Source organism: Aquimarina algiphila (assembly GCF_007489275.1).
GTDB lineage: Bacteria > Bacteroidota > Bacteroidia > Flavobacteriales > Flavobacteriaceae > Aquimarina > Aquimarina algiphila.
The window spans coordinates 40,172-56,124 of sequence record NZ_VLNR01000047.1 but is presented as its reverse complement, the minus strand read 5'-3'; the positions used below and the strand labels follow the sequence as shown (position 1 = coordinate 56,124).

Below are 15,953 nucleotides of genomic sequence, written 5' to 3'. Positions count from 1 at the left end.
TGGCACCTGGTTGTACCGATACTTTTGATATTACGGTTCCTACTTTTGTAGATCCAATACCTTCAGCGGCAGTTACTCCGGTATCTTGTTTTGGAGGCAATGATGGTAGTATTTTAATAAGTTTAGATCCATCAGCAGATGATGACACACCATATACGTATGAATTATTTGTTTATGATCCGTCCCCTATTGCTGCTGGAGCTTCAGTAGCTGGTCCTCAGGCGAGTCCACTATTTAATAATACGATTGCTCCGATTACTGCAGGTCAATATGAAGTTGTAGTAACTTCATCAAGAGGTTGTCCAGTGACATTAGAGCCGATAACGATATTAGGCCCTACGGCTGCATTAAATGTAGTTTCTGCACAAACAGCCTATGCATGTAATGCTACAAATGATGATGTTTTCCCATTGATTACCTTAACCATTAGTGGAGGTACGGCACCCTATGATGTTGCTTATACTGGTCCATCCTCTTCAGGATCAGAGACAGATGTTACAGATGCTGATCTGGTAGCTGCAGATGTTCAATATAATATAACGGCTCCTGTTGCTGGTACGTATAGTATTAGTGTAACGGATGAGAATAATTGTGTATTCACGACTTTTGATGTTATTGTTCCACCATTTGCGATCATGACAGATCCAACGATTACTAGAGATACGAGTGCTGTTAATAATGGCGTTATTTCCTGTACTAATCCAGAAACTGTGATTGTATCGATTACAGGAGGAACAGGGCCATTTACCTTTACAGCCCTAAGTGGAACAGGTATTTTACCTGCACCACCAATAGTTGTAGCTGCAGGAGCATTAGATGATGTAGGTACTCCTGAGATAGAAACCAGAGCAATATTTACTTTGCCAAGTGTTGGTAATTATGTATTCCAGATTTTAGATCAGACGACTACATGTACTATAGATACTGCTCCTTATCCTATTGCTCAATTTGATACGATCGATGCTGCAATAACGTTAGGCAATGATATTACATGTTTTAATACAACACCACCAGACGGATCAGTAAACTTAACAGTTACCAATTATACAGGTACTTATGATTATGTTGCTACTAATAGTAGTACTGTACCTGTTACTACGGTTTCAGGAGGTGGTAATACAGCTACAGATCCAGCTACCGGACTTGTTATTCCAGGATTGGCAGCAGGAGACATAACCGTAGTAGTAACTGCTACACAAACACCGTTCTGTGATGCTACGTCTAATGTTGTTGCTATTACACAACCTCCTGCTATTTTGGTGACAGCAAATCAAATTAGAGATGAGAGTTGTACTCCGGGTGATGATGCACTAATAGAAGTAGTTGCCAGAGGAGGTACGGGAACGTTAGAATATCAGTTAGAAGACGCTGGAGGAGGTATATTAGTTGCCTTTGGTAGTGATCCTAGATTTGGAGGTTTTGCTTTAGATGGGGGCGTTGCTCCTGTAGGAATAGACTATGTAGTAAGAGTCAGAGATGCTACAGGGTGCGAGCAGACAGATAGTATTAATATTCAACCACCAGTACCGCTTGGCCTTAATCCTATTACAGCAATCACATTAGATTGTGCAGATAGTGAAGATGGTGTTATTGTTGCTGTTGCTACAGGTGGTCAGGGAGTAGGTACATATTTCTTCTCTTTGACATTCCCAGACGGATCAGTGTCTGCTGCAGTAAATAATGGAACAAATACATTTCAATGGAGTGACTTAAAACCAGGAAACTATATTGTTACCGTTTCTGATAACTTGGCTTGTGAGGCAATTCAGAACCCAGTGGTTATAGATGCTCCACCTGCAGTTACTGTTGATGTAACTCCAACGGGAATAAGCTGTTTAACAGCTAATCCTAATAATATATTAGTTACCGGCGGCGGTGGAGTTCCAGGAGGATATACGTATGGTTATGTTTTTACTGATGCAACTACAGGTGTTGTTTCACCAATAGTATGGCAGCCAGGCGACACCTTTGCTGGATTACCAGAGGGGGATTATGATTTCTATGTTCGTGATGGGAACTTATGCGAATCTCCCGCTTCGACAAGAATCCAAGTTAGAAATCCTGACCCATTTGTGGTTACACTAGATACTAGTAATTTTAGTATTGTTTGTTTTAGTGAAGCAACAGGTTCTGTAGATGCTGTGACAACTGGAGGATTAGGTAGTTATGGATATCGAGTTAATGGTACAGATTATTTAGGCAACCCTGTAAATTTACCAGGACCTACTCCAACCGATACACAGACCACTAGTTTCTTTGGAGATTTATTAGCAGGAACATATACCTATACGGTGACAAGTGGTGATTGTGTTGATAAAGTACTACCTTTTGAAATAACTCAACCTTTGGAATTTCTGATTAATAATGATACAACTCCAATTTCGTGTAACGGAGAAACTGATGGTAGTATTCGTGTATTTGTTGAAGTAATTACTCCTCCCGGAACAACAGGAGGTACACCTCCATATTTTTTCTCATTATATAATAGTGCAGGAGATGCGGTATTTACGTTTATAGAGGATGATTCAGAACTTCCTTTAGGCGAACATACCTTTATAGATTTACCAGCAGACACATATCGAGTAGAAGTAGAAGACAATAATGGTTGTCCTAAAGAAATATTAGATATTATCATTGTTGAACCTGATCCTATTTTGGCAACGGTTGACTCAACTACTCCCGAGGAGTGTGTCGGGGATATGAATGGTACAGCTACCATTTCGATTACTGGAGGTTTGCCACCAGTCGACCCAGCAGATCCAAGTTATTTCTGGAGTATTGACGGAGTTACCTATTTACCTGTTGCTGATCCGACCGCTTTGCTTATTGATAATTTACCGGGAGGTACAACTACAGTATTTATTAGAGATTCTAGAAATAATCCAGATTGTCAGGGTGCTTTTAATATTGAGATTGAACCAGGAGTTAATCTTGATGCAACACTAGAACCAAGATTGGTATGCCCTATCTTTGATTATACAGACCCTATGAATCCTGTAATTACTAATGAGGAGCAGTATTTTATAGATTTTAATATTATTGTTGAATCTGAAGGCTTAGATATTATTTATACATTAAATGGCATCAATGGCACTCCTAACCCTCCTAGTAATACCAATTTAACAGGAACTTTTGAAGTAGCTCCTGGAGAGTATGAAGGTATTATGGAGTCAAGTCTATGTGTGCGTACCATAGGCACTATAGAGATTATAGAGTATATACCACTGGCTATACCCTTTGCAGAGATGACTAATAATCCAAAGGATCCTAATGAATATAGAATTTTGGCATCTGGAGGAAGACAATTTGAAAACGATCCATTCTATGCATTTTCTTTTACAATTTTAGAAGAAGGGGTGACATTAAGTGAATTAGAACCTTCAGACTTTACAGAGTTAGATGGAAATATCTTTGCAATACGGGAGACTGCAGATTATGTTTTACGAGTTGTAGACGCAGATGGTTGTGAGGTGCTTGTAGTGCAGAATTTGACATATATCAATATTCGTATTCCTAACTATTTTACTCCGGATGACCCCAATAGTAGTATAGAGGAACGTTTTTGGTATCCGAGACAAATTACCCCTAATACAGACGACCCTTTCTTCTTTGAAAATATAGAAGTAACTATCTTTGATAGATTTGGTCGTGTGTTGGCTGAGTTTAAAGGTGACCAAAAAGGCTGGACAGGACAGTATCAAGGCAAGCAACTTCCTTCAGGAGATTATTGGTATACCATTATCTTAAATGACGTAGATAATAGGGAGTTTACAGGCCATTTTACATTATATAGGTAGATATAATATTTTAAAAATAAAAAGTAGTCCCGCTCAAAAATTGAGCGGGACTTTTTTGATTATATCATATAAACCAATCTCTTCTTTTTATTAAAAATGTATTTTTTTGACATAATTTTCTTATATCGAACTAAGCTTGTATTTATCAGAAAACAAAGTGTAAAACCTAATCAATTTGGTAGAAAAAATTAACTAATTTTTGTGACCTGCTTTAGGGATTTACATAGTGTTTTTATCCTATATTTATTGGTAATAAACCATAATTAATATTAACCAATTTAATCAAACACACAAATGAAAAAACCTTTACATTTTAAAGGAGTCATATGGGCTGCCTTTATTTTTTTCTGTATTCAATCTTTCTCCCAAGTACCTTTTTCACCGGTTCAAAATAGCACAATAACGATAAACGGAGAATTAAAAACGATAGGAAACACTATTGTTGGTCTTAACCAAGTATTAGACGGTGTTATATATACACCAAGTGATAATTACAACGGAAATACATCAAACAATCAGAAAATATTTGATTATATCGATGTTGATAATGATCAAAGTACTTTTAGCTCCAGTAGTGCAGTATTTACTAGCAGTGGGTCTTGTGCAAAAGTTGCTTATGCTGGTCTGTATTGGGCAGCTACTTATTTTGTAGATCGAAGTGCTACTAATAGTGACAATGTATTATATGATAACTTGCCTTTCCCTGATAATAGGCCTGATTTTAGAACATTAAAATTTAAGCCGCCAGGAGTTGTTGATTATATTGATATCCCATCTGCCGATACACAGGTAATCTTTGATGGATATCGTAATACTCCTACCAACCCTAGTAATACAGCAGTATTTGATATTCCATATGTATGTTATACCGATGTAACTAATATTATAAAAGATTTACCTACACCAGACGGGACCTATACAGTTGCTAATATAAGGGCCTCAACTGGTTTTTCTGGTTTTAATACTAATGGTATATCAGGAGGATGGGTTTTGGTAATTGCATATGAAGATAATTCATTATCCAAAAAATACATAAGTAGTCAGCAAGGATATATTAATAATCAACCTTGTAGTATAGTAGACCCTGGATGCTTAAAAAGCTTTACATATAGTGGTTTTCAGACAGCACCTGCTCCAAGTCCCGTACGTGCAAGATATGCAGTTGCAACTTTAGAAGGAGATAGACCGTTTGCCGGAGATATATTTCAAATAGAAAGACCAGATTTGATAAGACAAGATATATTTACTGCTCCTGCAAATCCAAATGGAAACTTTTTTGATAGCTCAATATCTGTGGATGGTAGTTATGTAACCAATCGAACTCCTAGTTCTGAGAATACTTTAGGCTTTGACCTTGATATTTTTGATATTCCCAACCCAAATAATACTGTTATAGGCAATAATCAAACCTCTTCAACTTTTTTTACTTCATCGGCCGGAGATGGATATAGTATATTTTTTAATTCTATCCAGGTAGAAGTTATAGAACCAGAACTTATAGTAACCGAACGCGTATTGGATGCTAATGGAATTGATATCACAGGGGAATCTGTAAATTTTGCAGATCAGTTATTTTATGAGTTAATGATAGAAAATAGAGGTAATGAAGATATTACTGCAACTACAGTTCGAGATGTACTTCCTGATAATGTCGATTTTACAATAGGTAGCATTACTACGAGCAACCCGGGTATTGTTGCTACTTTTAACGGAACGAGTCGAGAAATCAATATTACAGTTGCTGATAACCTTTTAGTTCAAAATGGAGGAGTTCATACAGTTCGTTTTGGAGTGCAGGTTGTCCCTACATGTGCAGATTTAAGAGATGCATGCTCTAATGAAATTAACAACTTAGCTACATACACATATACAGGTATTGATTCTGGTGTTACAAATATAGGAGAAAGTATTTTGGATCAAGATGCTTGCGGATTTGATATTAGTAGTTCTGTTAATACTTTGATTAATGAAGGTGTTTGCTTTACAGATAGCGAAGTAGCTTTTATTTGCACTGGCTCCTTAGACCTTATAGCTGATAATGGTTTTGCCAATTATACCTGGACCTATGAAGAAGATCCATCAGTTGTGTTTCCAAATACTCAAACTATTACAGTAACCCTTCCGGGAACGTATACTGTTTTGAAAACTGGAGCTCCAGGTTGTCAGGATGCTCAACAAATTTTTGTTGTAGATGGTTTTACTACTGTTATCAACCCAGTGGTAGGTTTAATATCTAGTTTGGGATCTAACCCTATTGTTAATGGTAACATACGAACTTGCCCTATTACAGGTGACCCATTACCTGAGATAGTTTTATGCGGTGCAGGTACTACGCTTAATGTCCCAATAAATTTCCCAGCTGGTACAACAGTGATTTGGGAACGATTAGATCCAGCTGCATGTCCTTCTGTAACGAGAGACCCTAATTGTCCTACACCAGTTGTTGACTTTGGGGCTTGTGAAGGAGATTGGATACAGGTAAGTACAGATATTGGCAATTATACAGTAGAGCAAGCTGGTGAATATAGAATTAGAGCTACTTTTGATAGTGGATGTATGCTTCCATTTTATTTTAATGTATTTCAAAATAATTTTGATATTGATCTTGTTGTAGTTCAGGAAATAGCATGTGGTAATCCAGGAATCATAAGAGTACAAAATTCTTCAAATCAGTACGAATATCAATTAGTTCCTGGAAGCGGAGTTGCTTTACCATATCAGGCTTCACCAGAATTTACAGGATTAACTGAAGCAGGAACGTACACCGTAAATGCACGCAAAGCAGGAGGTTTACCAACATTATGTGTTTTCCAGACAAGTATAGTTTTAGAAGAGGCAGATGAGCTCATAGTCGATATTACTGTTACACAACCAACAAGCCATCAGGATTTGGGTGAAATTGCAATAAACACCATAGGAGGAGTACCACCGTATAGCTATTCTATAAATAATGCTTCGCCCGTGTCAACTAATGTTTTTACAAATTTGATTCCAGGTAATTATTCTGTTATTGTAGGAGACAGTAATGGTTGTGAAGTGACACAAGAGGTCACTATTGAAGCAATAGAAGAGGTGCCTCTTTTAGAATATGCAGATGAAATTCTTTTTTGTGCAATTACGGGACAAAGTTATCCTGTTATTTCTATAGAAGATCAAAATGGAGAAGCATTAGAAGTTTCATTTAATGAAGGAGCGTCTATTGTTTGGCAGAAACTAGATGATATTTCATGTGCCATTACGCTAGAGAATGATTGCCCTACAACAGATTCTAGTTGTAGCTCTGGTTGGTTTGATATCAATACTGGAGGAAAATTCAATGTTAAAGAAGAAGGAGAGTATCGTATTGTGATCACATTTGCAAATAGAACAACAAACAATACAGAAATCTACTATTTTAAAGCAGAAAATAACCTGCCCAATATGGCAGATAGTTTTATGATGTATCCTAATCCATCAGAAGATATAGTAAATGTAAATGCTGATGTCAAAAACATAAGAGTTTTTGATGTGATGGGTAAGCTTGTTTTAGAAACTACTCAGAATTCATACAGTATTTCTGATCTTCGCAATGGAATCTATTTTGCAAAGATTGAAACCAAAGACAATAAAGAAGTTATTGTTAGAGTGGTTAAAAAATAAAATCAATCATATTAAAAACGAGAAGAGCACCTTTTTTTGGTGCTCTTTTTAATTTTTGGTGGAAACTACTTTACAAAATCATTTATATCAATTTAAGAAGTGCTTCATTCTTGAAAAACATTGTTTTTATACCAAATCAAAAAATATAACTTCAACAAGGTTTGCTTATATATCTTTAAACTGCTCTTATACAATACTAGCCACTACATTGATAGATCTTCAATTAACCATTTATTATATAGATTAGCATATTCATTTTAAACAGATGTTTCGAAAGATGTTATTTTTATAAAAAAATGCATTATGAAATTATCCTTTTTTAAAATGCTGCGTATTACATTATGTTTTTTCATCTATTGTAATTTGGCATTAGGACAAAATCCAATTGTAACTCATATATACACTGCAGACCCTACTGCCCGTGTTTTTGATGGAAGACTTTATGTATACCCTTCTCATGATGTTGATGTTTGTAATGAATTGCAAGGTTCTAATGGGTTTTGTATGCCAGACTATCATATGTTTTCTACAGAAGATATGGTAAATTGGAAAGACCATGGAGTGATTATGGATCAAAATGAAGTGCCTTGGGGAGCAAAAGATCAATATGGGATGTGGGCTCCTGATTGTATTTATAAAGATGGCACGTATTACTACTACTATCCAGGTGTCCCGGCAGATAAAAGTGCGTTTAGACGAATAGGAGTAGCGACTTCTAAAAACCCTACAGGTCCTTTTAAACAAGTAGACCATTATATTAAGGGTATACAGGGGATTGACCCGGGGTTGTTTATTGATGATGACGGCAAGGCGTATTTGTACTATGGAGGAGGTAATGGTAAAGGTGCTCTTAAAGTAGTAGAACTTAAAGATAACATGGTTGAAATTAAAGGCCAACCAAAAGATGTAGAAGGTATTATATATGAAGGATATAGAGAAGCTTCTTTTCTATTTAAACGTAATGATACTTATTATTTTACATACGCTAGAATCGGTAAAAATAATTACCAAATAGAGTATGCAACCGCTGATAATCCTATGGGACCTTTTGAATATAAAGGGATTGCTATGGAGAATATTGGAAATGGCACAAATCATCATTCTTTTGTAGAGTATAAAGGCGAGTGGTATCTGTTTTATCATGATTGGTCGGTTAGTGGTAATAATCGATTACGTTCTATGTGCGCGGATAAGATGGAATTTAACGAAGATGGAACTATAATTCCGGTAAAACCAACATTGCGAGGTATAGGAACTCCTAAAGCAGGAGATATTATCCAGATAGACAGGCATAGTGGTATCGAAAAAGCAAAAGTTAGTAGCGTTGAAGGAAATCAACCGCGGGGATTTCAACTTCATTATATAGAAAATAATGCATGGGTAAAATTTAATAGAGTTAATTTTGGTGATGGAACCTTACAAGAACTAAAAGTACGTGCTGCCAGTGGTAGTGATGGTGGTACCCTAGAGCTTAGAACAGGTATTCAAGACGGTCCGTTGCTTGCTACGGTGACCATAGAAAACACGGGTAGTTGGAAAACATGGAAAACATTTGCTGCCAAGTTTACCGGAACAACCAAGGGTATTAAAGATATTGTTTGTGTTTTTAAAGGAAAAGACCCTTATCTCTTTAATGTAAATTGGATCAAGTTCTCAGCCAAGGATGTACCAGAAAGTGATAAAATATTAGCCTATGAGACAGAAGAAGCACCAGCACCATCAGTAAAAAATAAGCTTTCAGCCGAAGATTTGGCAAAAGTTCCTAAAAAGCGTGGAGAAGGAATTACTAAAATTGGGGATATCATTCAGATTGATGAGCATAATGGTATAGAAAAAGCACGAATAAGCCCAACACAAAAACCACAACCAAAAGGATTTCAAGTTGGACATATTAACGATAAAGGGTGGATTAAATATGATCGTGTAGATTTTGGAAAAGGTAACTTAAAGGATTTTAAAGCCATGGTATCAGCAGGAGAACGCGGAGGAACTCTAGAGCTACGTCTAGATACTAAAGACGGTCCTATTTTGGCTTCTATAGATATTCAAAACACCGGAGGTTGGAATAAATGGAAATTAATGAGTGTTCCATTTAGTAAGCAAACCAAAGGAGTAAAGAATATTGTTTGCACATTCAAAGGAGATGGTGCTAATTTATATAATGTAAATTGGATTCGGATCACCTCAAGTTCAGTACCTAATAGTCTTAAAGAACACCCATTAGAAAAAGGATATACTATTGTTGATAGTCCACAAAAAAAACCAAAGAATATTGCAGTTTCCAATACAAAAGAAAACTCGATTGTTAAAGCTGGTGACATTATTCAAATTGATAAACATAGTGGTATTGATAATGCACGTATTACCCCAACAGAAGGAGATCAACCTCCTGGAAACCAAGTAGGATATATTAATGATGGTGGGTGGCTAAAGTATGAAGGTGTTGATTTCGGAAAAGGAAAATTAAAAACCATGAAAGCTATGGTGAGTAGTGCAGCATCTCAAGAAGGAATATTAGAAATACGTATAGACTCTCTGACAGGTCCAGTATTAACAAGTATTAAAATACCAAATACAGGTGGATGGAAAAGTTGGAAAGTAGTTTCTGCTCCAATAACAGGAAAAACTAAAGGAATAAAAGATATATATTGTCTTTTTAAAGGAAATGGTAAAAACTTATATAACCTTAATTGGCTTCGTTTCTCTAGTGATCATGTTTCTTCTAGTAAAAAGCCACATCCTTTAGAAAAAGTAAAGAGTGTTAATACATCAACGCCTTCTGGAAATATAGAAACCCCTAAAGATCGAGCAAGACGTTTAAGAGATATTGCTAAAGGTAAAAAAATAGGTGTGCCATTAGGGCAAATTGTAGCCATAAAATCTGGTGTAGGAAAGTATCTTTCTGTTCAAGGAGAAAATATAACAGCATCTGCAGATACCGTGGGAGAGCAAGAACGTTTTGCAATATTGAGTGTCAGAGAGAATATAGTAGCTATCAAATCAATGGCTACAAACAAACTTTTTTCTGCACGATTAAATCAAGATGGGATTCCTGTTATTGCATCTCATAAAGGAGAACCTAAAGATTGGGAGAAATTTACTTGGCAAAAGATAGGAGACATACAGTTTACATTAAAAGCTAATAATAGCGATCTGGTACAAGTAAATGACAATAATCAAAATAGTCTTACGGCGGGTAAAGGATCGAAGTTAAGTATAAAAGCCATTTTGGCTTTCGAAATTATAAAGTAATTCAATATAGTTTTTTAACGTGAATTCAATGTTAGAAAACTATATTAATTCGAGTGATCCGACAAAGGAAGATTGTATCGAGAATAGTTGTTTTCGACTCAAAAAGCCTAATTTCGATACAGTTTTTCTTCTGTCACCTCGAGCGGAGTCGAGAGGTTACTTCGAAAAACCATTCAATTTGACGGATTTTTTAAGACAATTCTTTTTATAAAGAAACAATATACAACCCAAAAACAGCTACTATAAAGTAACAAGTGATAGTTAAAGCTCCAGCGTAGTCTTTTGCTACCCTTTGTCCAAAAAGAAGCATTAAAAGCGTTATGCAGGCTAAAAACATAGCCAAAAGAGCAAAACAATTCTCGTTATCAGCAACGAGATAATAAATTCCTATAATACAACAAAGTGCAGTCACAACTTCAATAACTAAAACAACAGATAATAGAAGAGGAACCATATTGCCCATAAATGTTTTTGCAAAATGTTCTTTTAACCAACCTAAATTTCCTTTCCAATCCAGAATTTTATCCACTCCAGATTGTAAAAAAGTGATCAATAGAAATAATAAAATAGTTATAGCAACAATATTCGAAACAAAATTATCCATGTTTAATACTTTACATTATTTGTGTTAGCTAGCTTTTTTGTGAAGCAATCGAGTAAGTTTTATAGAGAGGTCTGTGAGAATAATTTTTGCATTCCCATTTCGCTCTATATGATATGCAGCATCCTGTAACTCATTACAGATATCCATTATATTTGATCCATGTATAAAAGGAGCAAAATTCTTTAATTTAAAACCGCTGGTATTGGGTTCTAAGAATACAAGATCTTCTGCACCATAATTTAAAAGCATAGCTTGCCTAAAAAAATCAATACAATACTTCAGAAATTTCTTTTGTGTTTCTCTTCCGGTTCCTGCGATAGACTCACTCCAAGTGATGAGGTCATTAACTGCAGATTTGTTTCCTTTGGCTTTAAAAGCAGTACGAACCCATTGTATAAACCACTCTTCAAACTGATCATCTCCACCATCGTGATGTAGTAGATGTAATGCTTTACTATAGTCTCCATTAGCTTGGTGTGCGATTTTTAGAGCATCACTATCAGAGATATTTTCATTTTCCAGAAGAGCATCTTTGATCACTTGTTCTCCCAAAGGAGGAAAGTGTACTACCTGACATCTTGATCGAATGGTCTGTATCAGTTGTTCTTCATCTTCGGTAATGAGAATAAATATTGTTTTTTCTGGAGGCTCCTCTATTAATTTAAGGAGTTTATTAGAAGCAGCAATGTTCATTTTATCCGCCATCCAGATAAGCATAATCTTATATCCTCCTTCGTAGCTTTTTAGCGAAAGTTTCTTTACAACTTCCAAAGCTTCATCAACACCTATTTGCCCTTGCTTTTTTTCTATTCCCAAAGAAAGATACCAATCAAAAATACTTCCATAAGGATTCTCGTTTACAAAACTTCTCCATTCTTCGGCAAAATGATCTGATACGGGGTGCTTTTTTACCTTATCATTTACAGCTACTGGATATACAAAATGAAGATCTGGGTGTGCAAGATGATCAAATTTTATATTACATGCAGGGTTACCCTCTGTATTTTCTCCATTCTGATTTTGACATAATACATATTGTGCATATGCAATAGCCATGGGTAGAGTGCCACTACCATTAGGGCCTACAAAAAGTTGTGCATGAGGAATCCTGCTGCGATCAGCACTTGTAGTCAAATAGCTTTTGACATGTTTTAATCCTAATATTTTAGAGAAAAGCATAGGCAAATATAGTGGATAAGAAAAAAAGAAGTACGATTTGACAAGTATGAATTCAAAATTAGAACATGTTTAAAAAGAATGTAAACTGAAAATAAGTAGTTTGAGGTTTTAACAAAGTTTCAAATGCTGGAAATATTAAGATATCTTCAGCATTTGAAATAAAATAACTATTCTCAACATTGTAGTTTTTCAATAAGTAGAGTTTTCAAATCTGCTTTAAGTTTAATAGCCAAAAACAATACGATTTTTTTATTTAAAAAGCCCTTTTTGTAAAAAAATGATAAAAGTGAAAGTTTGTATTCGGTTTAGCGTAATTTTTCTGTTAGATTTTGATGTTTTTAACGAAATAGAATTATTTTCGTTTGCTTAATACCAATCCAGTAAGATGAAGACAATCAACGATTTTAATTTTGAAGATAAAAAAGCATTAATTCGAGTAGATTTTAATGTACCCCTTAATGAAAAATTTGAAGTAACAGACGATACAAGGATTCAAGCAGCAAAACCTACAATAATTAAAGTATTGGAAGATGGTGGTAGCGCAATTCTTATGTCTCATCTGGGGAGACCTAAAGGAGTACAAGACGAATTTTCTTTGCGACATATCGTAGATGAGGTAGCAGATGTTTTAGGGGTTCAGGTTAAGTACGTAGCGAATTGTGTTGGACAAGAAGCAGAGGATGCAGTTTCTGCACTAAACTCTGGAGAAGTATTATTGCTAGAAAATTTAAGATTTCATCCAAACGAAACACAAGGAGATGTTGGTTTTGCAGAACAATTATCTAAGTTGGGCGATATTTATGTTAATGATGCGTTTGGGACTGCTCATAGAGCACATGCGTCAACTACTATCGTAGCACAGTTTTTTCCAGAAAACAAATGCTTTGGTAGCTTATTGGCAAAAGAGATAGAAAGTATTGATAAAGTGTTAAGAAGTGGAGAAAAACCGGTAACTGCTGTTCTAGGAGGTTCAAAAGTATCTTCAAAGATTACAATTATCGAAAATATCCTGGATAAAGTAGATCACCTTATCGTTGGCGGTGGAATGACATATACATTTATTAAAGCAAAAGGAGGGCAAATAGGAGATTCTATATGTGAGGATGACAAGCAAGAGCTTGCTCTAGAAATTCTAAAAAAAGCAAAAGAAAAAGGAGTTCAGGTTCATTTACCTGTAGATGTATTAGGAGCAGATGCCTTTGACAACAATGCAAATACTGCAGTAATGGATGTGGATATGATACCTAACGGATGGCAAGGGCTTGATGCAGGTCCAGAAACGATGAAGAATTTTCATGAGGTAATATTACAATCGAAAACTATTTTATGGAATGGACCATTAGGTGTTTTTGAGATGGAAAATTTTGCCAAGGGAACAATTGCCTTAGGACATTCTATAGCAGAAGCTACAGAAAAAGGAGCATTCTCTCTTGTAGGAGGTGGTGATTCTGTTGCTGCTGTAAAACAGTTTGGTTTTGGCGATAAAGTAAGCTATGTTTCTACAGGAGGAGGAGCAATGTTAGAAAGTTTAGAAGGAAAAACATTGCCAGGAATAGCTGCAATAGAAAAATAAGAAAAACCCACTAAACGTGTAAGAAAACACTTATTTTTTGAAAAAATTATGAAAAACCGGACATTTTAACCGGTTTTTTTGTGTTTTTAACGCTCTGATTTTTTGCGGTTTAGAAAAAAAATACGATTTTCGCTGCAGTAATTGTTGATAACATGTTAATTAATGTTTATTATAGTCATTAATTAAGATGAGTAACAATATTGATAGCCCCAAAATTTCTAAGAACTATAAACTTTAAACAATTTCAATAAACGAATTTGTAAAATGAACAACTATCGCACATTATTTCTTTCTTTTCTATTGGTTTCAGTTTCAATATTTGGACAAGAAACACCACCTCAGGAACAGTCAAAATCTGAAAACGCTAAGGAGATTTTGCTGAAAGAAAATCTGACTTTGAAACAAGATACAATTAGAGTGGTAGATACCACCAAAGTGATCAAAACGAGTGGAGAGATGCAAATAACTACCCTAACATCGACCAGTGCAAAGGATAGTGTAATCTACGCAGCGAAGGATCACCCCAAAATGTCAGAGTTGGATTCTATCTGGAAACAAGAATTGTATAACTCAAGTCTTTTTGATACTATTTATAAATCAGTTACAGAGTTAGCATATGAGCCAGTAGAATATGTAGACCTGCCTACAGATACATTAAAAGCGAGATTGGCAGAATTAAATGCCAGGACCCCTTTTAATGTAGAATATAATCCTTCTTTAGAAAGTGTAATTAAAAGATATTTAAAAAACCGTCATGAGCATTTAGGACGTTTAATGGCCTTGAGCGAATTTTATTTTCCTCTTTTTGAACAGGAATTAGACAATCAAAATATTCCATTAGAAATAAAATACCTGGCTATTGTAGAATCGGCTTTAAAACCAAGAGCAAAATCGAGAGTTGGAGCAACAGGTTTATGGCAATTTATGTTTGGTACAGGTAAAATGTTTGGTTTAGAAGTTAGCTCTTATGTAGATGAACGTATGGACCCTATTATGTCGACCAAAGCTGCATGTAAATATCTTGCTAATCTATATAAAGTTTTTGGAGATTGGGATCTTGCTTTAGCATCATATAACTCTGGACCAGGTAATGTTACCAAAGCAATTAGACGTAGTGGAGGATATAAAAATTACTGGAATATTAGACATAACCTTCCTAGAGAGACCGCAGGTTACCTACCGGCCTTTTTAGCTACCATGTATATTTTTGAATATGCAGACAAACACGGTTTTAAACCAAGAAAACCAGAAGTAACCTATTTTGAAACCGATACAATTAAAGTAAAACATATGATTACCCTGGATCAGGTTTCTGAATATGTAAATATTGATATCGAAGAATTACAGTTTTTAAACCCTTCATATAAGTTAGATATTATCCCGTATATCAAAGATGAAGATTATGTATTACGTTTACCTTTGGATAAAATAGGCCCTTTTGTATCTAATGAAGATCAAATCTATGCATTAGCCAAAGCTGACTTTGATAAACGTGAAAAACCGCTTCCAAAATACTCTGAAGCTAGTGATAGAATTCGATACAGAGTTCGTAGTGGTGATTATTTAGGAAAAATCGCAAGGAGATACGGAGTTAGAGTAAGCCAGTTAAAAAAATGGAATGGTTTACGTAGCAATAATCTAAGAATTGGTCAACGTCTTACCGTTTACCCTCGAAGACCAGTTGTAAGTCGAACCAAAACAACAACTTCTAAGACTACAGCAAAGGCAGTAAGCAGCAGTTCAGAATCCTATACAGTAAAGACTGGAGACACCTTATGGAGTATTTCACAAAAATTTAAAGGTATTTCTGTAGAAAATCTTAAAAATTGGAACGATATTAGCGGTAGTGGTATAAAACCAGGTATGACATTGAAACTTTCGAAATCATAACCGCAAATATCATCACTTT

General features: G+C 35.4%; 7 protein-coding genes. 5 read left to right on the top strand and 2 right to left on the bottom strand.

Features of this window, described 5'->3' with window-relative positions:
* The 3 genes from FOF46_RS20160 to FOF46_RS20150 form a co-directional block, all read left to right on the top strand.
* Positions 1–3,797: T9SS type B sorting domain-containing protein (locus tag FOF46_RS20160; RefSeq protein WP_143917679.1), on the top strand; the 3,797-nt coding region annotated here is incomplete at its 5' end.
* Positions 3,798–4,091: 294 nt separating this feature from the next.
* Complete coding sequence (locus tag FOF46_RS20155; protein WP_143917678.1) at positions 4,092–7,436, top strand: T9SS type A sorting domain-containing protein; 3,345 nt, start codon at positions 4,092–4,094, stop codon at positions 7,434–7,436.
* A 303-nt stretch (positions 7,437–7,739) separates the two neighbouring features.
* The gene (locus FOF46_RS20150) at positions 7,740–10,688 is read left to right on the top strand and encodes a carbohydrate-binding protein (protein WP_143917677.1); all 2,949 of its coding nucleotides are present in this window, start codon (positions 7,740–7,742) and stop codon (positions 10,686–10,688) included.
* 205 nt (positions 10,689–10,893) lie between these two features.
* Here the strand turns inward: FOF46_RS20150 and FOF46_RS20145 are convergent, their stop codons facing one another.
* Complete coding sequence (locus FOF46_RS20145; RefSeq protein ID WP_109436228.1) at positions 10,894–11,292, bottom strand: DoxX family protein; 399 nt, start codon at positions 11,290–11,292, stop codon at positions 10,894–10,896.
* Positions 11,293–11,316: 24 nt separating this feature from the next.
* Positions 11,317–12,471: a DNA polymerase III subunit gene (locus tag FOF46_RS20140; RefSeq protein ID WP_109436227.1), complete on the bottom strand. Its 1,155-nt coding sequence runs from the start codon at positions 12,469–12,471 to the stop codon at positions 11,317–11,319.
* A gap of 385 nt (positions 12,472–12,856) precedes the next feature.
* On the opposite strand from FOF46_RS20140, the gene FOF46_RS20135 reads away from it, so the two are divergent.
* Both FOF46_RS20135 and FOF46_RS20130 read left to right on the top strand, forming a co-directional pair.
* Positions 12,857–14,044, top strand: a complete 1,188-nt coding sequence (locus FOF46_RS20135; RefSeq protein WP_143917676.1) for a phosphoglycerate kinase — start codon at positions 12,857–12,859, stop codon at positions 14,042–14,044.
* A gap of 264 nt (positions 14,045–14,308) precedes the next feature.
* Complete coding sequence (locus tag FOF46_RS20130; protein ID WP_143917675.1) at positions 14,309–15,934, top strand: lytic transglycosylase domain-containing protein; 1,626 nt, start codon at positions 14,309–14,311, stop codon at positions 15,932–15,934.
* Positions 15,935–15,953 lie beyond the last annotated feature (19 nt).